Genomic DNA, 22,224 nt, shown 5'->3' on the forward strand with positions numbered 1-22,224 from the left:
GTGAGTTGAGGGCCACCTCGTAGATTCATCGAATCTTTTTTGAGATATTCTGATGGATTCACTGGGTGGCTTTGTTCTCTTTAGTTTTTACGTTTGATGTTATGGAATCAATATGAGCTTCCGCTTTCCGGAAAAACCCGTACTGTTTTACCCTTCTTTAGCTCGTACGGTAGGCTCCGATGAAGCGATTCTTCTGGCGTTGTATCATGAGTATATTCAGCTGCATGGCCTGCCAGACCGGTCCGGTCACCCTTCAGCGGTGCTTAGCCGTGATGAGTGGTTAGCGCTGGCAAGCTTCTGGGATGAAGATCAGCTGGCAATTGTGACTAATAGTTTGGTTACGCAGGGGTATGTTCATGCGTCCTTTGGTCACGGAGGCGCGATAAAAGTCACCCTGATGAGCTCGCAAACGGCGGCTGAATACCAAGGGGCTTCACAAGGTTATACTCAGGACGGAACCCATGTGCCTGAACATATCGCACCTGTCATCGTTCAGGATCTGCCAGTAGTCGAACAGCCTCCGGAACGGAGTGAGATCAGTCGTCGGGTACATCAGGCTCAACCTAGAAAATTAGGCCCGGCGCCAACCTTTGGCGGCAGTATTGGCTGGTCAAAAAGTCGTCAGATTACGCCTAGTTGTGAGACGACATCGGAAAATGATTTTGCGACACGCCTGAATGAAATTGAGAAGAAAAATCAGAAACTACATGCAATGTTTCTGGGTTGGCGCCCCTCTCAGACGCTGTTAGATATGCTACCCCGTCACAGTATTCCTGCTGACTTTGCTGACCAGTTGCTGGATGAGTTTGTACTCTATTGGCTGGATAAAGACCGCAAAGAGTCGAATTGGGATCAGAAATTCCTTGCTTGGGTAAAGCGGGAGTGGGTTAATAAACAGACACGTGATGCTCGTAAAAAGCGGGCAGACGCAGGTACTAATAAAGGTGTAAGCCATGAAAACGCCCGGCCAGATAATAGGGAAAAGCGCAAGCGGGTTACCGCAGCCATCATGGACATCAAGGACACCGACTGGTAGTCCTGATGCCGCGGCTGAAGCTGCGGTAATCACCACCGAAACTAAAACCCTGGTTAATATGATTTTTGCCCGTTTTATGGCGATTTATGGGCATAAATTTAAGAGCTGTTTTGAAACTCAGGATGAGATCCGTATCGCTAAACGCGAATGGGCTCTGAGTATTCAGGGCTACGGTGAAGCGGAAATGGTGTCAGCGATTAATCGCTGTAAAGAAACGCTGGCGTGGATGCCAACCATCTCTGAATTTCTGACCATCCTCAATGAACAAAGTGGTGACTTCGGACTGCCTCCGGCGAAAATTGCCTACGAAGAGGTTTGCCGTTACGCCGATCATCCAACGCAGCATGACTGGACTCATATAGCGCTTTATCATGCGGGCAAAGCTACTGGCTGGTTCCGTTTACGCAGTGAAAATGAAGATCGGATTTTTCCTGATTTTCGTTATAACTATCAGGTGATCTGCCGTCGGGTGCGTGCCGGGGAAGATCTCTCGGTAGAAGTTCATGTGGCGTTGGAAGACAAGAGTGATAATACCCTGGTGGAGTTTATTCAACGCTGGGGAGAGGCGCAAAAGCTGAGCCCTGAGCATGCCAGTACTCTACTATTTTATCTGACCAAACCCGCAGGAACTGAAGTTCGTGAACGTTTCCGCCAAGCCAGCCAGCAACGGGCTGAAAGCTGGGGCTTGAGTGTAAAGCTACCGGACGATTATCAATAATAAATAGCTCCTGATCTGTAAGTAATTGTCCTTCCGTGTGGCTGTTTACTAGATAAAATAAAAGCTGATGTTTAATACGTGGGCCGTTTTATTCAAGTGTTGAGTCAAACATATGTTATGTCTGTATTGCGCTACTTTGGAAAGCTATGAATTACCATCTTGGCGCACGTTTTGGAGGTCAGCTTGAGTATCGAAATTGACCTGAGAACGCTCAGTCTTACGTTGATTCTCTTCAGTGCGCTTTTTGGTATTGGAATGTTTCTTTTTGGAAGAGCTCATCGCTCTTTCGTGGGAATCAAATTGATGGGGCTGGGTTATCTCACTATAGGTGTAGGGCACTTCTTACTGGGTATGCGTGATGTCTTAAATGATTTCACTACAATCGTAGTTGCCAATCCAATTATTTGTTTGGGGGCTATTTTAATATATAAGGGGCTCTTTGACTTTCTCGATATTGCCCCCAAGCTGGGCTACCACTTAAACCTACTGTTAATACCTGTGTTTGCAGGATTGCTCTATTACTATAAATTTCAAGACCCCGATATAAATGTGCGCATCATATTATTCTCGCTCTTTTATTCCATGACCTGTTTTGTTCCTGCTTTCGGTATATGGAAACGCTACAGAAATAATTCCAGTGTACAAATACATATCCTGTTCTACATGTTCTTTATCATGGGTATCTTCTATCTGTTTCGAACGGTATGGACTAGCTTTGAAGCCCAACATCTCAATTTTATGGATGCAGGTGCTATTCACTCAATAACTGTTATCGTCTCTGAACTTCTCGTTATTATGACTTCCTTCATAACGATATGGATGGCCTCGGACAAGCTTCAAGCAAAGCTATCGATCATGGCAAGGATAGATTCTCTAACACAGCTCTACAATAGAAGAACTTTTGAAGAAAGCAGCGATGCAGAGTTTAGCCGTGCTAGGCGAATGAAATCGACTTTTTCTATCATTATTTGCGACTTAGACTTGTTTAAAAATATTAATGATCAGTATGGCCACCCAATGGGAGATGAAGTACTGAAAATTTTCGCAGACACCCTCAGAGACAACGTTCGTAAGCATGATATTGTGGCACGCTTTGGGGGCGAAGAGTTCGTCATCCTTCTACCTGAAACAGATTCGAAGAGAAGCATAGTCGTAGCCGAAAATATTAGGAACAAAGCTTACTCTTCTAGTGTTCGCAGTCAGGATGGTTCAAGTATATTGTTTTCGGCAAGTTTTGGTGTATCACACTACGAGCGTGATGATAATGACTGGATGACTGTTCTGAAACGTGCGGACAGGGCCTTATACTCTGCGAAACAAAATGGAAGAAATAGAGTGGTCGTATTAGAGAAGGGTGAAGAATCTAGCTCAGAAGCGGTATTGCCGACCTCTACAACAAAGCATAGCTCAAAGCTGATCGTTAATTGATCTGTAAATGAATCAATAGGGTCTGAATCAAGAGTCTATAGGATCAGAGTAATTCGAATCAATAGAGCCAGAGTGGCCCTATTGATTTTATATTTTCAGTTCAGTCCGTCTTCAGAGAAACCCATCCCCAAACATCCCACCAATTGCTTGGCTCAGTGCATCGCTACGTTCCGGTGATCGGAACTGCTGTAGTGTCAGTGCCCGTAAAGTTGGAATAAACATCAGATCTGCCATGACCCGGTTAAAACATTCCTGACCTGTCGGATTGATCGCCAGTTTTTCTAAGAATGGTTGCAATAGCTCGGGGTACTGGAGGCTTGCCCAGCAGCGGCTGGCAAGGGCTGCAATGACTTCCGCTTCGGTACCATAACGGCTGTTAAGCACACTATTCAAAGCGGCGATTTTTTCTTCAGTTTCAGGGCATTGAGAGACTGCCCTGAGTAATGCGCCGATTTGATTGGCAGATACTTTTTCTTCAGATACGGCGGTGTTTAGTTTCAGTAGTATTGATTGAGTCAGTGCTGCACCGGGCTGAATGTGTTCGATAAAAGTAGAAATCGCTTCCAGTGGGGTGTCTGGTAGCTGATTGAATATCGTGGCGAGTTTCTCTTCGTTGCTCGTTTTTCCAGGCTCTTCCTGGCAGCGAATGACATAATCCGCTATTCCTTGGTACCCGAGCGTATTCCAGTCGCTTAGTTCAGATTTTCCATGAAAATAGGATCGGGCAGTATCATAGAAGCTCGATGCTGGTTGACGGGTAGTCAGCGTCGCCGTGGCGTGAAAGGCGGCCATCTTTTCCTGATCAGGGGTAAAGGAGAAGGGGTTGTCCTTCAGTGCATCCCGGTATTCGGTTGCGTCAGTGGGCTGGTCCAGTGGGCCTTTACCCATGCTGTTGCTCAGGTTTTGCAGTAGTCGGTTGAGGAAATCATCCCGTGCAGCCTGTACCAGAAAACCCTGCTCATCAAGTGGTAGCTTGAGAAACCATACGACGTTTTCTTCAGCACGCTTAGGGTTCCACATAAGTACTGCGACCCAGGCTTGATGAAGAAAGGGCTTCGGGTAGGGTATGTGCCCCATCTCCATCTGACGAAAGGTGTCAGGTGATAGCTTGCTGATGCAGCGGCCCATATCGAAAATACGAAATTGTGCTTCAGTTTGCCGGATAAAATCGGTCAGTGTTTCAAAATGTGCCATTCTGGTGCCTGGTAGGAAAAAAACTGCGGCTATTTTAACAGCGTGGGCAGAACAGATACAGTGATCACTTTAGGTTAAAAGTCTCTATCTAAATGATGAGTTTCGTCAGAAGAGTGCGCAGCGGCGGGGAAGAGTCTGACTTTGATGGCACCTAAGTGATATCAAACTTTGATAATCTCTAATTTCACCCATATTGGTACTGAAATTGCTGTAGCTTTAGCGGTATATTTTATATCATATTCTTATTGGTAAAATTTTCACTCTATTGTTTTTTCTTGATGTTTTAATGGCTCTGAACAAGGGCTGTATAAAGCAGCAATGGGAACGATTTATTGGTTGAAGGGAGCTTTTTTGAGTAACGTTTTTGTCGCTTTAGGGCGTTCAATGGCAGGGAGTTTGAGAGACCTTTTGCCAATAGTGGTTGTTATCGGTTTTTTTCAGGTGGTGGTGCTGCAGCAGTCGGTTCCGGACTTGGTCGGCCTGTTAACGGGTCTACTCTGTGTTGTGGCCGGACTGACTTTCTTTATCTATGGTCTCGAAATGGGGCTGTTTCCGATCGGCGAGGTGCTGGCGCATTCGTTTGCGCGTAAGGGTAGTTTGCCCTGGTTGCTTATCTTTGCATTTTCCCTGGGATTTGGTACGACGGTGGCTGAACCGGCCTTGATTGCGGTGGCGGCAGAAGCCGCCCGTGTTGCTGCTGAAGGCGGGATGATTGAGGCGACCGAGCAGTCGATGAAAAGTTATGCTTCCGGGTTGCGTTATACCGTCGCGGTTTCAGTGGGTTTGGCTATAGTAATCGGTGTGATTCGAATCCTTAAAGGCTGGCCGATCCATTATATGATCGCAATCGGTTATGTTTTGGTGGTGATCATGACCTTTTTTGCGCCGGCGGAAATTATCGGTATCGCTTACGACTCCGGCGGTGTTACCACTTCAACTATTACAGTGCCCCTGGTTACCGCGTTAGGTGTTGGGCTTGCGTCTTCAATTGAGGGCCGCAACCCAATGATTGATGGCTTTGGTTTGATCGCTTTTGCGTCATTGACGCCGATGATTTTTGTTATGGCATACGGGATGGTGATCTGATGGAAACATTGTCCCAGTTGTTCGCTATTTTGTTGTCTACGATCAAAGATGTAATTCCAATAGTCGTTATTATCTTTGGTTTTCAACTTTTTGTTATTCGCCGCCCCATTCCGCATCTGAAAAAAGTTTTGTTTGGTTTTGCTTATGTGATTGTTGGCTTGGCGTTATTTCTGCTGGGGCTGGAAAAAGCCCTCTTCCCTGTGGGTCGTTTGATGGCGCAACAGTTGACTGATCCCGAGTTTATTCGAGGAAGCATATCGGTAGTAGGGGAGGCGTTGCACTGGTCTGATTATTACTGGGTTTATATTTTTGCCTTTGCGATTGGAGCCAGCACAACGATTGCTGAGCCTTCGTTGATCGCGGTAGCAATAAAAGCCAATGAGGTATCCGGTGGTGCTATCGGCGTGTGGGGCTTGCGCCTCGCGGTGGCGCTTGGTGTTGCGATCGGTATTAGTTTGGGAACATTTCGGATAGTTACCGGTTACCCAATTCACTGGTTTATTATTACGGGCTACGTTTTTGTAGTGATACAGACTTTTTTCGCACCAAAGCTGATAGTGCCTCTGGCATATGATTCAGGTGGTGTGACCACTTCGACAGTAACGGTGCCACTCGTTGCTGCACTGGGTCTGGGGTTGGCTAGTACTGTGCCTGGGCGTAGTGCTTTGATTGATGGCTTTGGTTTGATCGCTTTTGCCAGTCTGTTTCCGATGATTACGGTGATGGGCTATGCGCAGATTACAGAGAAGGTTGCCGCACGCGCGAGACGCAAGCGGGAGCATGAAGAGATGGAACATGAGGAATAGGACGGGAATATGCACTTCAAACTTTTAGTAGTGTTTGTTGAAGACTCCAAAACCGACAAGGTGATGAAGGCTGCCCGGGAGGCGGGTGCTACTGGTGCTACCGTTATCAACAATGCCCGCGGTGAAGGGGTTACTAAGAACAAAACATTTTTTGGCTTATCTTTGGAAAGTCAGCGGGATGTGTTGTTGTTCATTGTTGAAGAACACCTGAGCCGAAAAATCCTGGAAACAATTTCTATCGTGGCTGATTTTGATGAGAAACCTGGACAGGGCATCGCAATTCAGTTGGATGTAGAAGATGCTGTGGGGGTTGCTCATCAAATAGCAACCCTGACAAATATAGTCGAGGAAGAGTTATGAGCGAACGTAAAGTAGTTCGGGTCAAAGATGTGATGGCACAGGATTACGCCATGGTGGATGGACTGATCACCATTAAAGACGCGATCCGCATTTATAAAGAAGAGAAAGTGTCGGCGTTACTGGTTAATAAACGCCATGATAATGATGAGTATGGCATCTTATTGCTTTCGGATATTGCTAAGAAAGTATTAGCGCAGGACAAAGCACCTGAGCGTATGAACGTCTATGAAATAATGACTAAGCCGGTTATCGGTGTTGATCCTGAAATGGATGTACGCTATTGCGCGCGCTTGTTTGATAACTTCGGTCTGGCTACCGTGCCGGTATTTGATAAAGGTGAAGTGCTAGGTGTTGTAGGGTATAACCAGATCGTTCTGGACGGCTTGCTGACAGACTGATCTTTTAGCGGACGAGAGCCGCTTTAGTTTTGTGTGCTTAGGAGCTGGTCGAGTGCGGAAAAGTATTCGACCAGTTTATCGTTTTTGAGCTTCGTTTTCTGTACTGCTTCTTCTGCCATCGGGGTGATATTACTTCCCTGAGGCAATCTCTGCTTTAGTTCAATCATCTGTTCAAAGCGTGGCAGCATAAGCCATTGTGTCCACTCCCAGAAACTCAGAGTATCTATGCAGAAAGGCTGAGAGCTTTGTAATGCTGCTGCGAAGGCGGAGTTTCGGACCAGAGTGACCTGGCCCGCATCCCTGCTTCTATCTGTAATAACAGCTGATACAGCGCCGCATGCTGATCCACTAAGGCTTACGGGCCTGCTTTAGGGTATCAGCGATCAGGAATGCCAGTTCCAGTGCCTGATCAGCATTCAAACGGGGGTCGCAGTGGGTGTGGTAACGATCTGCCAGACCTTCTTCGGTAATCTTGTATGCACCACCGACACACTCGGTAACGTTCTGTCCGGTCATCTCAAAGTGAACGCCGCCAGCATGAGTACCTTCTGCACGGTGAACTTCAAAGAAGCCTTTCATCTCTTTCAGAATGCTATCGACACTACGGGTCTTGTAACCGCTGCTGGCCTTAATGGTATTGCCGTGCATCGGATCAGAACTCCAGACTACATTACGGCCTTCCTCTTTAACCCGGCGTACTAATGGCGACAACAGTTCAGTGATAGGGTCAGCGCCCATTCGGCTGATCAGGGTTAACCGGCCTGGCAGGTTCTCAGGGTTCAGTGCATCAATCAGTTTGATAAGCTCATCCGGGTTCATAGTCGGACCCACTTTCACCCCGATTGGGTTTTCAACACCGCGCAGGAACTCGATATGGGCGCCATCCAGTTGACGGGTTCGGTCGCCGATCCAGAGCATATGTGCTGAGCAGTCATACCAACGGCTTGTCTGGCTATCCTGACGGGTTAGCGCTTGCTCGTAATTCAGTAGCAGTGCTTCATGAGAGGTGTAAACCGAGGTCTCTTTAAGCTGAGGAACGTTGCTGCTACTGATGCCGCAGGCTTCCATGAATGCGAGGGTGTCATCGATCTGGTCAGCTAGATGCTGGTATTTTTCACCCTGAGGACTTTTCTTAATAAATCCCTGATTCCACTGGTGGACTTTATGTAGGTCTGCAAAGCCGCCCTGAGCAAAAGCGCGCATCAGATTCAGGGTGGATGTTGACTGGTTGTAGGCTTTGATCAGGCGGTATGGGTCGGGCTGGCGGGCAACTGCATCAAAGGCGATATCGTTGATGATATCTCCGCGATAGCTTGGTAATTCTATGCCATTAACGGTCTCTGTTCCCGTTGAGCGAGGCTTAGCATATTGGCCAGCAATACGGGCGACTTTAACAACCGGGCAGCTGCCTGCAAAGGTCATCACGACAGCCATTTGCAGCATTACCTGAAAGGTGTCGCGGATATTATCTGCACTAAATTCAGCAAAGCTTTCAGCGCAGTCGCCACCCTGAAGTAGGAATGCGTTTCCAGCAGAAACTTCAGCTAGTTGTTTGTGTAGCGAACGGACTTCACCAGCAAACACCAGCGGCGGCAGTTGGGTCAGTTCGTTCTCTACCTGTTGAACTGCAGTTGAATCCTGGTATACAGGTTGTTGCAGAATAGGTTTGCTTTTCCAGCTGTCGGGAGACCAATTGTCCATCAGTAAAATACCGCTTTGAAAGTAGAAAGATATAGAGGCGTAGTGTAGCTCTGATCGGCTTTTCAGGTAAGGGTTGAGGGCTAAAAAAAGCACACTTTATAGGGTTTTTATGGTGTTAGAGCCAGGGTAGGTGAGAATAAGTCTAATCGGTTCTCTGCGGGCATGCTAAGTCGTCTGGGGCTTGTGTGCCTTCTTACTCGTTATTGGATTGTTGCTGGGAGATAAGTAATATGTCACTGGGATGAATAATGGCGCGTACTAAAAAATAACGAAAAAGTTCAAGTAATAGTTTTTTCTTAAGCGTTCTTCAACAGCTGGTTTTAATATTATTGAGGAGTTTTATGTCAGAGCAAGATAAGCAAAATGGATTGAAGGTTCGCACTGAGGTGATGGGTGAAGCCTTTGTCCAGAAAGCGATTGATAATACTACTGAGCTGACTCAGCCCGTTCAGGACTGGATCAATGAGCATGCCTGGGGAAGTACCTGGCAACGTGAAGGTTTGCCAAGGAGTACGCGTTCGCTGGTTACTATTGCGATGTTAGCTGCTCTGAAAGCACCGAATGAATTGAAAGGTCATGTTCGGGGAGCGTTGAATAACGGCTGTACCGTTGAAGAGATTCAGGAGGTGTTGCTGCACTCAATTGTCTATTGTGGTGCTCCCGCAGCCCAAGAAGCGTTTCGGGCCGCTAAAGAAGTTCTGGATGAGTGGCAGGGGTAGTCTTAACGAGATGCGTGGATTATAGGTCTGAGTCGTTCGATCAGGTGGTTGGGGAACTGCCGGTAATCTGGATAGGGTGTGAGAATAATATTGCCTTGCTGTAAAAGCCGGTTGCTCTCTTCTAGTGGCAAAAACTGCTCCGGGTCGAGCCCCACTCTTTCCCAACTCGCTTTCCCCGCAACGATATGCAGTTGCTTGCCCGGTAAAAGTTGGTCCCCGAAAATGATGGCTTCACGTTGTCGCAGTAGTTGTTGGTCACGGTAGCTACGCCAGTCTTCATCAGGACATTGTAGCTTTGCAAGTATGATCAGAATTTTACGCCAATGATTGCCGTTCAGTTCGCACAGGGAGGCATAATCCAACGGTTTCATTGCATCAACCGTCGGTGGGGTTGGCAGATAGAGCAGGGTGGAAGCCTGTTTAGTGTTGCCCAGTTGCTGCATCAGGCAGATTTGATACCGCTGAGATTACGGAAGGTGATCTCTTTAGCGGTGTTGAGGAAATCTACCATAAAATCAGCATCTTTCTGATCTTCCCTAATCGCAGCATAGAGTGTGCACCAGACCCCTCGATCACCCAGTGGGCGAGAGGTGATGTAGTCTTGTTCTATATACTGGTGAATCGCCCAGTTAGGCATAGCTGATACGCCCCGGCTACTGGCAACCAGTTGCATAATCATTACCGTCAGTTCTGAGGTACGTACTTCTGCGGGCTCAATATCGGCAGGATCAAGGAAGTGTTTAAATACATCCAGACGCTGCTTATCCACAGGATAGGTGATCAGCGTCTGCTGTTCCAAATCTTGTGGTTGAATCACTTTGCGGGCAACCAACTGATGTTGCTTGCTCATTGCCAGCACTGACTCATAAGAGAACAGCGGGATATAGGTGATGCCATTACGTGGCTCTGGATCAGCTGTAATGACTAGATCGATATCACCCCGTGCAAGTGCTGGTAGAGGCTGGAAACTGAAGCCTGTGGTTAGATCCATTTCCACTTCAGGCCAGTTTTGACGGAAATGATCGATGGTTGGCATTAGCCAGTCGAAGCAGCTGTGGCACTCGATGCAGATATTTAATCGACCGGCTTCACCGCCGGCCAGGCGAGCGATATCGCGCTCGGCATTGCGGATCATCGGTAAAACATCGTCAGCCAGTGTCAATATTCGCTGGCCGGCGCTGGTAAAGCAGATGGGTTTAGTTTTACGGATAAAAAGTGAGCAGTCGAGACGATCTTCAAGATCTTTGATTTGGTGAGAGAGAGCGGATTGGGTTAGATGAATACGTTCGGCAGCTTCTACCAGACTGCCCGAATCCCTCAGTGCAGAAAGTGTTCTAAGATGTCGAAGTTCGATCATGCCGTCATGCCTCAATAAATGTGCGTTTGAAACAGAGTATAGTATGAATTTCACTCATGCGGGATCTTTGAGTGGTATAAGGCCAGCAGGGTTGCTGGCCTTATTGGGAATGCCATCTACTTAACCAGCAGAAATTCCAGTAGCGCTTTCTGAGCGTGCAGACGGTTTTCCGCTTCGTCGAATACAACAGAGCGAGGATCGTCCATCATCTCGGCGCTTACTTCTTCGCCGCGATGTGCCGGTAGGCAATGCATAAAGATAGCGCTTTCATCTGCTTGATCCAACAACTCAGTGGTCACCTGATAGCCTGCAAATGCTTTTTCCCGTTCCTTCTGTTCCTCTTCCTGGCCCATTGAAGCCCAGACGTCCGTAACAATTAGATGGCTTCCCTGAACCGCTTCTTCCGGAGTGCGGAAGATCGTAACTCGGTCACTGTTAGCGGCAACCAGTTCAGGATTAGGATCAAAGCCCACCGGGCAGGCGATCTGGAGATTAAAGTCGAACTGGCGGGCGGCATTAATATAGGAGTGGCACATATTATTTCCATCGCCGATCCAGCTGACTGTTTTTCCTTTGATGTCGCCCCGGTGCTCGAGAAAGGTTTGCATGTCGGCTAACAGCTGGCACGGATGGTAGTCATCGGTGAGCGCGTTGATAACCGGTACTTTCGAGTTAGCTGCAAAGGTGGTCACGGTATCGTGCTCAAAGGTGCGTATCATTACCGCATCGCACATGCTTGAGATTACTTTTGCGCTATCTTCGATCGGTTCACCGCGGCCCAATTGAGTGTCTCGTGAAGAGAGGAATAATGCGTGTCCTCCAAACTGAGCCATGCCAGCCTCAAATGAGACCCGGGTACGGGTAGATGATTTTTCAAAAATCATCGCCAGAACCTGATTCTTTAAAGGTTCGTGGATCTCGCGACTGTTACGGATTTGCTTCAACTCAACAGCCCGGTGTATTAGCTTGTTGAGCTCATCGGGTGTTAAATCAAGTAGTGTCAGAAAGTGTCTTATTGTCATAGTTCAGTAGGCCTGAATAATCAGGCCCTGCTCGGATTTTGTTATTCGTCAGCCATATAGACTTTGATGATGCGGGATACAGTGTTGATCAGTAATTCCGCTTCAGTGTCGCTCATAATAAGAGGGGGCAGCATACGTACAACTTTACCACCGCCGGTGACGTTGAGCAGTACGCCTTTCACTTTTGCCAGAACTGCCAGTTCTGCTCCAGCTTCTGATAGCTCGATAGCGATCATTAAGCCTTTATTGCGGATCTCTTTGACGTAGGACGCATCACCTAACTGAGCGCGGAAACCATCAGCAATCATGTCGCCAAGTTTTCCTGCACGCTGATCCAGTTTCTCATCAGTAATCGTGTTGACTACTGCCAGAGCTGCTGCGCAACAGAGAGGGTTGCCGCCATAGGTAGAGCCGTGGGTGCCAGGCACAAGAATGTCTGCCGCTTTACCCCGGGCCAAACATGCGCCGATAGGTACGCCGTTACCCAATCCTTTTGCTGTAGTAACTACGTCTGGAAGGATGTTGTTCTGCTGGTAGGCAAAGTAACTGCCGGTCCGGCCGTTGCCTGTTTGAACTTCATCGAGCATTAGCAACATATCGTTTGCGTCGCAGAGTTCACGCAGTTGATTCAGGTAATCATCGGCTGGAATGATAACGCCGCCTTCGCCCTGAATAGGTTCAACCAGAATGGCAACCACGTCAGCGTTATTAGCGATAATATTTTTAACGGCGTCAACATCGTTATAAGGCGCGCGAACAAAGCCGCTAACCAGTGGTTCGAAACCTGCCTGAGCAGAGCGGTTACCGGTAGCGCTAAGGGTGGCCATGGTACGCCCGTGAAAGGAGCCTTCCATTACGATAGTGGCGGGCTTATCAATGCCTTTAGAATGCCCGTAACGACGTGCCAGCTTAATAGCGGCTTCGTTCGCCTCAGCACCGGAATTACCGAAGAATACGTTGTCCATACCCGAGACCTTAGTCAGTCGCTCAGCCAGCAGTTCCTGATTGGGTATGGTGTAGAGGTTTGATGTATGTATTAACTGACTGGCTTGCTCGCTAATAGCTGTGGTAACGGCGGGGTGTGCATGACCCAGACCGCATACTGCAATACCGCTGAGTGCATCCAGGTATTTGTTGCCGTCTGTATCGAATAGCCAGCAGCCTTCACCGTGATCAAAAGCTACGGAAAGACGCGAGTAAGTATTCATAATGGGCTGTGTAGACATCATTGTCCCTCTATGCAACGCAAAACGGCAGCTTTTTGAGGCTGCCGAACGGAAAACCAGCCATTCTATGTACTTGCCAGACAATAAGCAAGATAGAGGGTGGAACTTGAGATTTAGTATACTTGTCCCCATATAGTTTCGAATGCAGTTTTTTATCAGCGCTGATTTATAGCGGTGTGTATTAATGCTGATTATTTTCAGGTTATACCCGAGTAAATTGATCGGGTTTATGCTAGAATTTCGACACTAATATTGATGTATGCCAGACCTCTGGCGACTAGTTAAAGCATAGGTAGGTTTATGAGCGTTGTAGATACTATTAAAGAGCAGATCGAATCCAACGATATTCTTTTGTATATGAAGGGTACACCACGTTTCCCGCAGTGCGGTTTCTCTTCCCGCGCTTCTGAAGCGATTATGTCTTGCGGGGCTCGCTTCGCATTTGTGAATATTCTGGAAAGTCCTGAGATTCGTGCAGAGATGCCAAAATATGCCAACTGGCCAACTTTTCCACAGCTGTGGATCAAGGGTGAGTTAATTGGCGGCTGTGACATTATTGCTGAAATGGCAGCCAATGGTGAACTTAAAGAGCTGATCGATACGGTTGTCGTTGAAGACGATGCTGCCGCTGAGTGATCGCGGTAAGTTATAGGTATTGTTTATCAGCAGTATAGTTGTCTTTAATTAGTGTTATAAGGTTGATACAACTAAGCTGTCTGCAGATCTTTCAGCATCATAAATTAGAATTTTTTAGTTGAACGTTTATTAACGCTTTACTTAAATGGAGATAAAAAATGAGCGTATTAGTAGGTAAGCAAGCTCCGGATTTCACTGCAGCAGCAGTGCTGGGTAACGGCGACATCGTAGATTCTTTCACGCTGTCCGAAGCAATTAAAGGTAAGAAGGCTGTTGTCTTCTTCTATCCACTAGATTTCACCTTTGTTTGTCCGTCTGAGCTGCTGGCTTTTGATCACCGTATTGAAGAGTTCAAAAAGCGTAACGTTGAAGTGATCGGTGTTTCTATCGATTCTCACTTCTCTCACAACGCATGGCGTAACACTCCTGTTGATCAGGGTGGTATTGGTCCGGTTAACTACACTCTTGTTGCTGATATGACTCATAGCATCTGCCAGGATTACGATGTTGAATCTGAAGGTGGTATGGCTTACCGTGGTTCTTTCCTGATTGACGAAGATGGTTTGGTTCGTCATCAGGTTGTTAACGATCTGCCACTAGGTCGTAACGTTGATGAGATGCTGCGTATGGTTGATGCTCTTGCATTCCACCAGACCAACGGTGAAGTTTGCCCAGCAGGCTGGACTGAAGGTGATAAAGGTATGGACGCGTCTCCAGCAGGTGTAGCTGCATACCTGAGCGAGAACGCTGACTCTTTGTAATATTGAAGAGTAGTTGCTAGATAAAAAAAACGCGCCATTGGCGCGTTTTTTTATGTCTGGGGAATCATAGTTGCTCGTTGTTCGAGCTTCAACAGCCGTTGTTCGTGGCTCGAACGTTGCAAAAGTCGCAACTTGCTCGTTGCTCGATAAAAGCCTTCTTTATTAGGTAAAGAAAGGCTTGTGAGTTAAATGCTTTGTAAGAAAATTGTTGTATAGGGTTGGTGAAAACCAATAATTCTGAGCAACGAGCAACGAGCAACGAGCAACGAGCAACGAGCAACGAGCAACGAGCAACGAGCAACGAGCAACGAGCAACGAGCAACGAGCAACGAGCAAGTCGCGCAGCGGCGTCTAATTACTAAGCTCGACACACCCGGTTTCTGCCATTGTGCTTTGCCTGGTACAGCGCCCGGTCTGCCTGAGAAAATAAGGTTTCAGCGTTAATGTTTGGACTGAACTGGGAAACACCACAGGAGATTGTTATAAGCTTGTCTCCAGCATTAGTCTGGATCGGTTGCTGAGCTATCTCTTCGCGTAAGCTGTCAGCCCTGGCAAAAGCTTGCTGCTGATCGCAGTCGATGAACAGGGAAATAAATTCCTCACCGCCAATCCGAGCTGTAAAATCACTTTTTCGCATACGACTGTTTAGTTTTTTTGCTACAGCTCTTAATACCTGATCGCCAGTCTGGTGACCGAAATCATCGTTTATCTGTTTGAATAGATCGATATCCCAGATTACTAATGAGAAGACCTTTTGGTTACGCATACAGCGGCTTATTTCCTCGGATAGCTTTTCATCGTAGGCCCTTCGGTTGGCGATACCGGTTAAGGGATCCCGATAAGCTTGTAATCTATGTGATGCAAGCTGCTTTCGAAGTTCAATGTTTTCTGCTTCAAGCTCACGAATACGTTGTTTGGATTGCTCCCCTCCCAGGTCAACGTAGCTTTTATGCTTGTAATATTTTGTGCTAGTTCTCTCTGTTAGCGTGGCGAGGAACTCGGTTATGGGTTGCATAGTGAGTAACATAAACTTTATCCAGAGAATTAGTGGTCGGGGTTTGATACTGTTGAGCTTAAGTAGGAAAAAAGGAGCTGGCGTGAGGAAATTAAGGAGAAAGTGTGAAGATTAGTCTTTCATATTGGCATCGGCATTCGCGAGTCTTCATACTTCTATTATGCGTATAGGTATTACCGGAAAAATGGTTTTAGTGTTATTGGCTACCAGTCTTCTTTTGGTGGGTGCAATGGCGGCTGCAATAAACTGGAGTTTTCAAAAAGGCTTCCTTGACTATCTGTCTGAGATTGAGATGGGGCGTCTTGATCAGACAGAAATAGATCTCGCCAATATCTATCGTCGCGAAGGAGCTTGGGACTTTATTGCAAGTAATCATGCGCTCTGGGTTACTTTTTTGCCGATTGATTCGAGTCAGGAACCGCGTTTAGACAATGATAGCCTGGGGGCCACGGGTTCTGCTGGCTTACGAAGGCCTCCGGTTCTGCCTAATGATCGAACCGGTCTTAGTACGCGTCTCAGATTATTAGATGTAAATAAGAATCGTCTTATTGGCCCTCCTGATACGACGGGTAGAGTCGTTCTCAGGCCGATTGAGCTGGAAGGCGAAATTATTGGCTGGTTAAGTTTAACGCCGCAGACTGTGCCAGCGAATAGTGTGGATAAAAGTTTTCGGGATGAGCAGTTAAAAACACTCTACCCGATAACCGCCGGCGCGTTGTTGTTGGCGTTGGTGGTGGGTGTGCCTTTAGGGCGTTATCTGTTGCGCCCTGTAAAAGCTATTGCAAGAGGGGCGCATAAGCTGACCGGGGGGAAGTTTGAAACGCGGCTTGATGTTCGTAGTCGTGATGAGTTGGGTCAGCTCTCTCAGGACTTTAATACGCTGGCAGAGACTCTACAGCGAAACGAACGGTTACGTCGTCAGGGTATGGCAGATATCTCCCATGAGCTACGTACTCCTCTGGCGCTTTTGCGGGGGGAAATAGAGGCGATGCAAGACGGTATTCGTCCTTTGAATCAGGCTCAGCTAAGTAAGCTCTTAGAATCTAACCTGCAGTTGAGTCGTCTGGTTGATGATCTATATGATCTGGCATTAGCGGATGCGGGCGCTCTTAACTATAAGAAACAGTCGCTGAATTTCGCAGAGCTACTAAATAACGCATGTAGTGCTGCAGAAAACCCAAGTATGAAGCAGGGGTTGACTCTGAAACAGGAAATTCCCGTTCAGATCGATCTTTACGGTGACTCGCGGAGATTACGTCAGGTGTTGGATAATCTGATTAAGAATAGCAGACTCTACACTGATGCTGGTGGAGTCATTAAGCTGTCGGCATGGCAGGATAATGACCAGGCTTTTTTGCGCATTGAAGATACTGCTCCATCAGTTAGTGAAGAAGTACTGGCTCGCTTGTTTGATCGCTTCTACCGCGCGGAAGGGTCACGGAATCGCGCGACGGGAGGAGCAGGACTCGGGTTAGCAATCTGCCGTAATATTATCGAGGCTCATCAGGGGAGTATTACGGCCCGTCCCTCCGATATGGGTGGTTTATGTATTGACGTACAATTGCCTCTGAGTAACGATCTTACTTCTACTTAATCTGATACCGGAAAAATATGTCTTCAGAACACCAGATACTGATAGTTGAGGATGAAACAGGTCTGGCGACGCTGCTTCAGGATTATTTGCTGAATGCTTCTTTTAGTGTTCACGTCTTGCATGAGGGGGGCACTGCCGTTGAGTGGATTAGAGAGCATAAGCCCAGTTTGGTACTGCTTGATCTGATGCTCCCGGGTAAGGATGGCATGGATATTTGTAAAGAGGTCCGGCAATTTAGTCAGCTGCCTATAATCATGACTACCGCCAGAGTGGAGGAAATTGATCGTCTTCTGGGTTTGGAGCTGGGAGCCGATGATTATATCTGTAAGCCTTACAGTCCTCGTGAGGTGGTTGCTCGGGTAAAAGCGGTATTGCGTCGAATAGGTCAGAGAATTGATGAGTCCGAACCGGAGATCGGTTGTATTCAACTGGACGAGGTTAGCTTTAAAGCAATGATCAATGGATCTCTTTTGGAACTGACGCCGGTGGAGTTCAGGCTTTTAAAAACCTTTTTATCTCAGCCGGGAAGGGTGTTTTCCCGTGGGCATCTGTTGGATTATCTGTATACCGATCAACGGGTGGTCAGCGACCGTACCGTTGATACTCATATCAAAAATTTACGGAAAAAAATGCAGGTTTACCTTCCAGATGAAGAAGTTATTCATTCAGTATATGGCGTTGGCTACAAATTGGAGCTCGACGGTTAATTATTGTGTAGGCCGCCTTCTATTGGTTGGTGGTGGCGGTGCTTCATTTGCTGTGAGGAAACTATCGCCATTGCTATCATGGTGATCGAAGCGGTTTGCAGGTCCGTCAAATTCTCTTCGGGAGACCCGGTTATCCCCATCTCTGTCCAATCGTTCGACAAAGTGCACACCAAACTCAGAAGGTGACATTTTCTGAAGTTGTTCACCTGATACTTTCATCTGAATCGCATCTACGCTGAAATTAGTGTGATCGACATTGTAAGGGTAGTGGCTGCTGTCAATGGGTTTGCTGTTCGCCTTAGTTGAGGTTAGGCCTCCACGCACCACCCGAACGTAATTTTGTATCCGTTGAACATCACCCTGGGGGCCATGACCAACCGTGGGCTGACCTGTTTTGGGGTCGCTTCGCTGTGCCCCAGCACCATGAACATCCATTATCTCTCCTCGCATCTGTCCGAGTGCTCGACCAAAGGCGATATACGCCGCATGACTGCCAGGCCGGGGGCCGTCGAGATGGGTGGTTGAAGTCCAGTAGAAAGGATAGTCGGACACCCCTTTTTCGTTGCTAATTAGGCTAGACGTAAATATTGGATCGATAGCGGCGGAGTGAGTGGCGTCCGGCGAGCGTTTGTAGTCGATAATATATTGTAGCTCTTTAGCATTAGGCAGGCGCCAGTCCTGGTGGCCTGCAAGCTGAAGTTGATCCGCATAGTTCAATGCTTGTTCCCAGGATAGTGCTTTCTGACTGTCGATTTTTGCCCATGTGAGCCCGGTTGCCTGATCACTAATTGTACTATCGTTATTATCGATAAAATCATTATGGCCATACTGTTTGCCGCGAACATAGCGCGCGTAAAACTTCTTGTGAGGCCGTTGGCTTCCTGGCTTTTGGTAGCCGTATCCCTTTATACGCCCGTCTGCGAAGTTAACACCGAACAGCGTTTTATCCCCCCTCATGGTGGTAGAGCTATAGCTAGAGCTCGATAGCCATTGAGCATCCATATAGCGTTCGTTAGATGCGCCATAAAGAAAATCGAAATAATCAGTGTTGATAAAAGGGATTGCGTTAGCCGGGATCTTTTCCTGAACACCCGCACGGGAGTTGCTGGAAAAGCCTGCGTAACCTCGAAAGTCAATTAGTGAGTAGAGCTCTTTAATATTGGGCACTCGCCAATCTGTATATCCCCCGAGATCCATGTTAGCGGCAATTTTTTTTGCTTCATTCAGACTGACCTTATCTGTTGAAACTGCTTTCGACCAGATCAGGCCGGTGGTCAGATCAGAGACTGTATTGTTATGGTTGTCTTGATAGGTCGGCATGTTTCCGAAGATCTGAGCATCCTGGCCTGAGAATGCTTCACCGGTCTGGGGGCAGGGTATCGCGCGCGAATTGTTGTAGCAGCGGTTTTGGCCGGTATCGGGAATGCTAACTTGCTCGGTAGCGATGCCTGCAATCCCTGAAAGGGGCGAGCTGGTTAGAAATAGTATTAAGCAGGAGTGTGCTAAGCGGTGCGGGTGATTAACTTTCATCGGTGCTACCTGTTTCAAGGGGTAGGTTTTACTGTTTTTTGAGATGGTTTTAGTCTGTCTTAGCTAATATAACCACCACTCCAAGTATTGTCGCCTGTACGTCGACCTTTATGCTCACGTCGATCTGGATTGTTGAGATTAAAGCGGATCTCGTTACGACGCTCATTAACCCTTCTGCGGTCAGCATTTCTGCGTTCTCTAATCTGTTTTGTGTCACAAAGGCAGTTTTGTTTATCGCAGGCTGTTAGTGGCAGTCGGATATTATCGCTACTGCTGAAGGTAATATTGCTTAATGAGCTGACGGCTGAGCAGCAATCTTTATCCGGAATGAGGATAATGCCGCGAAAATTAGACCTCTTTTTATCGTCAGCTGAGTCGTTTAGTCTCTTATTCTCTGTTGTGCGCACAAGAGAAGGATTGGGTGTGCTGCTTTTTCGCTGAAGTACAAAGTATATAAAGAATGCTGTTATCAGCACTAGCAGGGTCATTAATGTTGGCATTATCTTCTCCTCGATATCATTGAGGGTGCATTGAAAGCAGTTTGGTGATCTGCATGGGTTGTAATATAAGTGAAGAAAATGGAGCGAATGTGGACGAAATGTGGAGAAAGGGTGAAGTTTTTTCTTAGGTTTAGTGTTAAGAGGATAGTCGCTGGGGGTATCGCTTCGCGCTACTTGCTATTAACTAGAAAAAAACGCGCTAATAGCGCGTTTATAAACGTAGAGATAAAAAAGTCTTTACTTAAAAAAGAGCCTGGGCTGCTCTTTCTAGCAAGCGACGCAGTCGCGTCTAGCTACTAGCAAGGTGCGCAGCGCCGTCTGATTCAATTATTCGTACCTATTTTGCATCATTTCCCAGCCGCCCAGATCTTTCCAGCGGTTGACGATAGTACAGAACAGCTCAGCAGTTTTCATTGTGTCGTAAAGAGCGGAGTGGGCCTGGTTACCATCAAAGTCGATGTCGGCAAGGTCGCAAGATTTAGCCAATACAGTATGGCCAACGGCGAGACCGGCCAGGGTGGCGGTGTCGAAAGTTGAAAAAGGATGGAAGGGGTTGCGTTTAGTGTCGCAGCGTTCAGCAGCGGCGGTAACGAAGCCGTGATCAAAAGAGGCGTTGTGTCCTACCAGGATAGCGCGTTTACAGTCATGAGCTTTAACGGCTTTTCGAATAGGTTTAAATATTTTTTCCATCGCTTCTGCTTCTGAAATAGCGCCGCGCAAAGGGTTATACGGATCTATTCCAGTGAAGTCTAACGCGGCTTTTTCAAGATTGGCACCTTCAAAGGGCTCGACGTTAAACTCAAAACTCTGATCGATCATGATGTTGCCATCATCATCCATTGTCAGGGTGACTGCTGCAATTTCCAGCAGTGCATCTGTCTGAGCATTAAATCCGGCGGTTTCTACGTCGATAACAACGGGAAGATAGCCGCGGAAACGGTTAGACATCGGGTGCTGGTACTGTGCGCTTCTGTTCAATGCATGTCCTTAATGGCCGGTTTGATCAGCCAAGATTGGTAATTTAGCTGTGCTCAAGTGTAAAGACTTGAGTGGGTTTTAACAAATACCTAAACCAGTATCAGTCAGCAGATTGATAAAGTGTTAAAATCTAAAGCTTGTATCCTCCGTGCCGATATAGGGTAGGCCTGTAGAGTAAGGTTGAAATGCCCATTAAATTCTCATGATTTCAGATGGATGTCGGTTGTTTATGCGCGTAGCTATTTTATTGTTGCTTTCAGTAATATCCTTGCCGGTTTTTGCGGTTGGTTATGCTGCGTCTATCGAACAGTCTAAATGGGAACTGGAAGCGTCAAAGTTCAGCTGTCGCCTGTCTCAGAGGATTCCCTTGTTTGGTGAAGGAGAGTTTAATCATGAGGCGGGCGAGACAGTACGTTTTATTTTAAAACCGAAACAAGGACATGGCCTTAAAGGCAGTGCTCAGTTATTGGAGGAGGCGTCACCCTGGCAGCCGGGTACACCAACACGGCAGATCGGTAAGGTAACCTTTGCATCAAATGGAACAATTGCGGTACCGACTGGATATTCTCAGCAGATGCTGGCGAGTCTGTTTCGAGGGCGTAAACCCACTTTTTTAGCTCAGAACTGGGCTGATACCGGAGAATCTGTTCGAATCGGACTTTCTGCGGCTAATTTTTCCCCGGCGTATGCTGCTTATTCAGACTGTATTACTGAACTATTACCGGTTAACTATCGGCAAATTGCTCGAACGGCGGTTCTCTTTCCCTCCGCACAATGGAAACTGTCCGACTCCACTAAGGCACGACTAGACCTGATTGCTATTTATGTTAACAACGACGATTCGGTGAATTCGGTTTATGTTGATGGTCACTCCGATGCTCAAGGGCGTCGATTGGCTAATCGGGATCTGTCCAAAAAACGCGCTGAAGTGGTGACCGCTTATCTGGAAAAGAAAGGGATTAATCCCGATCTGATAACGACCCGGTATCACGGTGAACGTTATCCTGTGGCGCAAAAAAGTAATCGTGCTACCCAGGTGCGAAGTCGTCGTGTGACCATTCGCTTAGACCGGGATTGATTTACTCTTCCTTATCTATGAATCCTGTTGTTTAAGCCTCTTTAACTCTGGCGTAATCATGCTACAATTGCGCCCTTTCTTATTTGTGTCCGCTAGAGGCTATGTCGCTCTCTACGGGGCTGATTTTGCGTTTGGAGCCTCTCTAATATGTCTGATATCAAAAAGGTTGTGCTGGCCTATTCCGGCGGCCTTGATACTTCTGTAATCGTGCGTTGGTTACAGGACACTTATAACTGTGAAGTTGTAACTTTTACTGCTGACCTTGGTCAGGGCGAAGAAGTAGAACCTGCTCGTGCTAAAGCTGAAGCGCTGGGCGTTAAAGAGATCTACATTGAAGACTTGCGTGAAGAGTTTGTCCGCGACTTCGTATTCCC

The 22,224-nt window shown here is 47.2% G+C and carries 25 protein-coding genes; 14 read left to right on the plus strand and 11 right to left on the minus strand.

The features are described 5' to 3' along the window. Positions 1-112: 112 nt before the first annotated feature. The 3 genes from QZZ54_RS11130 (at position 113) to QZZ54_RS11140 (ending at position 3,182) form a co-directional block, all read left to right on the plus strand. The gene (locus tag QZZ54_RS11130; protein WP_290702747.1) at positions 113-1,036 is read left to right on the plus strand and encodes a DnaT-like ssDNA-binding domain-containing protein; all 924 of its coding nucleotides are present in this window, start codon (positions 113-115) and stop codon (positions 1,034-1,036) included. Next, positions 954-1,754, plus strand: a complete 801-nt coding sequence (locus QZZ54_RS11135; RefSeq protein WP_290702749.1) for a replication protein P — start codon at positions 954-956, stop codon at positions 1,752-1,754. The genes QZZ54_RS11130 and QZZ54_RS11135 overlap by 83 nt, the downstream gene beginning before the upstream one ends. Positions 1,755-1,937: 183 nt before the next feature. Further along, complete coding sequence (locus tag QZZ54_RS11140; protein WP_290702751.1) at positions 1,938-3,182, plus strand: GGDEF domain-containing protein; 1,245 nt, start codon at positions 1,938-1,940, stop codon at positions 3,180-3,182. A 111-nt stretch (positions 3,183-3,293) separates the two neighbouring features. Here the strand turns inward: QZZ54_RS11140 and QZZ54_RS11145 are convergent, their stop codons facing one another. Then, complete coding sequence (locus tag QZZ54_RS11145) at positions 3,294-4,376, minus strand: DUF3549 family protein (protein ID WP_290702753.1); 1,083 nt, start codon at positions 4,374-4,376, stop codon at positions 3,294-3,296. A gap of 384 nt (positions 4,377-4,760) precedes the next feature. Between QZZ54_RS11145 and QZZ54_RS11150 the strand changes: the two genes are divergently transcribed. Genes QZZ54_RS11150 through QZZ54_RS11165 form a run of 4 tightly spaced genes read left to right on the plus strand, consistent with a single transcriptional unit; the run spans position 4,761 to position 7,026 of the window. Then, the gene (locus QZZ54_RS11150) at positions 4,761-5,462 is read left to right on the plus strand and encodes a DUF1538 domain-containing protein (RefSeq protein WP_290702779.1); all 702 of its coding nucleotides are present in this window, start codon (positions 4,761-4,763) and stop codon (positions 5,460-5,462) included. Continuing rightward, positions 5,462-6,268, plus strand: coding sequence for a DUF1538 domain-containing protein (locus QZZ54_RS11155; RefSeq protein ID WP_290702754.1), 807 nt, complete (start codon positions 5,462-5,464; stop codon positions 6,266-6,268). The genes QZZ54_RS11150 and QZZ54_RS11155 overlap by 1 nt, the downstream gene beginning before the upstream one ends. 9 nt (positions 6,269-6,277) lie before the next feature. Further along, positions 6,278-6,628 (plus strand): P-II family nitrogen regulator, encoded by a 351-nt coding sequence (locus tag QZZ54_RS11160; protein ID WP_290702755.1) that lies wholly within the window; start codon positions 6,278-6,280, stop codon positions 6,626-6,628. Continuing rightward, positions 6,625-7,026, plus strand: a complete 402-nt coding sequence (locus QZZ54_RS11165) for a CBS domain-containing protein (protein ID WP_290702757.1) — start codon at positions 6,625-6,627, stop codon at positions 7,024-7,026. Before QZZ54_RS11160 ends, QZZ54_RS11165 begins: the two co-directional genes overlap by 4 nt. Before the next feature lie 23 nt (positions 7,027-7,049). Here the strand turns inward: QZZ54_RS11165 and QZZ54_RS19190 are convergent, their stop codons facing one another. Together QZZ54_RS19190 and QZZ54_RS11170 are read right to left on the minus strand one after the other, a co-directional pair. After that, positions 7,050-7,343 (minus strand): YqcC family protein, encoded by a 294-nt coding sequence (locus QZZ54_RS19190; RefSeq protein ID WP_366645467.1) that lies wholly within the window; start codon positions 7,341-7,343, stop codon positions 7,050-7,052. A gap of 31 nt (positions 7,344-7,374) precedes the next feature. Further along, positions 7,375-8,730 (minus strand): class II 3-deoxy-7-phosphoheptulonate synthase, encoded by a 1,356-nt coding sequence (locus tag QZZ54_RS11170; protein ID WP_366645468.1) that lies wholly within the window; start codon positions 8,728-8,730, stop codon positions 7,375-7,377. A 338-nt stretch (positions 8,731-9,068) separates the two neighbouring features. On the opposite strand from QZZ54_RS11170, the gene QZZ54_RS11175 reads away from it, so the two are divergent. Then, complete coding sequence (locus QZZ54_RS11175) at positions 9,069-9,446, plus strand: carboxymuconolactone decarboxylase family protein (RefSeq protein ID WP_290702761.1); 378 nt, start codon at positions 9,069-9,071, stop codon at positions 9,444-9,446. 2 nt (positions 9,447-9,448) lie between these two features. On the opposite strand, the gene QZZ54_RS11180 is transcribed toward QZZ54_RS11175, so the two are convergent. The 4 genes from QZZ54_RS11180 to QZZ54_RS11195 all read right to left on the minus strand — a co-directional run bounded on the left by QZZ54_RS11180 (position 9,449) and on the right by QZZ54_RS11195 (position 13,051). Then, positions 9,449-9,889: a hypothetical protein gene (locus QZZ54_RS11180; RefSeq protein WP_290702763.1), complete on the minus strand. Its 441-nt coding sequence runs from the start codon at positions 9,887-9,889 to the stop codon at positions 9,449-9,451. Further along, positions 9,889-10,803 (minus strand): LysR family transcriptional regulator, encoded by a 915-nt coding sequence (locus tag QZZ54_RS11185; RefSeq protein WP_290702765.1) that lies wholly within the window; start codon positions 10,801-10,803, stop codon positions 9,889-9,891. The genes QZZ54_RS11180 and QZZ54_RS11185 overlap by 1 nt, the downstream gene beginning before the upstream one ends. A gap of 116 nt (positions 10,804-10,919) precedes the next feature. Further along, positions 10,920-11,825 carry an ornithine carbamoyltransferase gene (gene argF / locus QZZ54_RS11190; RefSeq protein ID WP_290702766.1) on the minus strand — a complete coding sequence of 302 codons (906 nt, stop codon included), beginning with the start codon at positions 11,823-11,825 and terminating at the stop codon, positions 10,920-10,922. A 41-nt stretch (positions 11,826-11,866) separates the two neighbouring features. After that, entirely contained in the window at positions 11,867-13,051 is a 1,185-nt protein-coding gene (locus tag QZZ54_RS11195) for an aspartate aminotransferase family protein (protein WP_290702780.1), read from the minus strand. Between the two features lie 300 nt (positions 13,052-13,351). Between QZZ54_RS11195 and grxD the strand changes: the two genes are divergently transcribed. Next, positions 13,352-13,687, plus strand: coding sequence for a Grx4 family monothiol glutaredoxin (gene grxD, locus QZZ54_RS11200; RefSeq protein ID WP_290702767.1), 336 nt, complete (start codon positions 13,352-13,354; stop codon positions 13,685-13,687). 158 nt (positions 13,688-13,845) lie between these two features. Next, positions 13,846-14,448, plus strand: a complete 603-nt coding sequence (locus tag QZZ54_RS11205) for a peroxiredoxin (RefSeq protein WP_290702768.1) — start codon at positions 13,846-13,848, stop codon at positions 14,446-14,448. A 358-nt stretch (positions 14,449-14,806) separates the two neighbouring features. Here the strand turns inward: QZZ54_RS11205 and QZZ54_RS11210 are convergent, their stop codons facing one another. Then, positions 14,807-15,475 carry a GGDEF domain-containing protein gene (locus QZZ54_RS11210; RefSeq protein ID WP_290702769.1) on the minus strand — a complete coding sequence of 223 codons (669 nt, stop codon included), beginning with the start codon at positions 15,473-15,475 and terminating at the stop codon, positions 14,807-14,809. Positions 15,476-15,692: 217 nt separating this feature from the next. Here QZZ54_RS11210 and QZZ54_RS11215 point away from each other — a divergent pair, with 217 nt between their 5' ends. Then, a complete protein-coding gene (locus QZZ54_RS11215; RefSeq protein ID WP_290702770.1) occupies positions 15,693-17,057 on the plus strand; it encodes an ATP-binding protein in 1,365 nt (454 codons plus the stop codon). A gap of 17 nt (positions 17,058-17,074) precedes the next feature. Further along, complete coding sequence (locus QZZ54_RS11220) at positions 17,075-17,764, plus strand: response regulator (RefSeq protein ID WP_290702771.1); 690 nt, start codon at positions 17,075-17,077, stop codon at positions 17,762-17,764. On the opposite strand, the gene QZZ54_RS11225 is transcribed toward QZZ54_RS11220, so the two are convergent. The 3 genes from QZZ54_RS11225 to rnt form a co-directional block, all read right to left on the minus strand. Further along, positions 17,765-19,294: a DUF1566 domain-containing protein gene (locus QZZ54_RS11225; protein WP_290702772.1), complete on the minus strand. Its 1,530-nt coding sequence runs from the start codon at positions 19,292-19,294 to the stop codon at positions 17,765-17,767. It lies immediately after the preceding gene. Between the two features lie 59 nt (positions 19,295-19,353). Next, positions 19,354-19,794, minus strand: coding sequence for a hypothetical protein (locus QZZ54_RS11230; protein ID WP_290702773.1), 441 nt, complete (start codon positions 19,792-19,794; stop codon positions 19,354-19,356). A 327-nt stretch (positions 19,795-20,121) separates the two neighbouring features. Beyond that, positions 20,122-20,742: a ribonuclease T gene (gene rnt, locus QZZ54_RS11235; protein ID WP_290702781.1), complete on the minus strand. Its 621-nt coding sequence runs from the start codon at positions 20,740-20,742 to the stop codon at positions 20,122-20,124. A 259-nt stretch (positions 20,743-21,001) separates the two neighbouring features. On the opposite strand from rnt, the gene QZZ54_RS11240 reads away from it, so the two are divergent. Then, positions 21,002-21,850 carry an OmpA family protein gene (locus QZZ54_RS11240; protein WP_290702774.1) on the plus strand — a complete coding sequence of 283 codons (849 nt, stop codon included), beginning with the start codon at positions 21,002-21,004 and terminating at the stop codon, positions 21,848-21,850. A 147-nt stretch (positions 21,851-21,997) separates the two neighbouring features. Next, a partial coding sequence (locus QZZ54_RS11245) for an argininosuccinate synthase domain-containing protein (protein WP_290702775.1) occupies positions 21,998-22,224 on the plus strand: 227 nt, incomplete at its 3' end.

The sequence above is a fragment of the Amphritea sp. genome (assembly GCF_016744155.1).
Taxonomy (GTDB): domain Bacteria; phylum Pseudomonadota; class Gammaproteobacteria; order Pseudomonadales; family Balneatricaceae; genus Amphritea.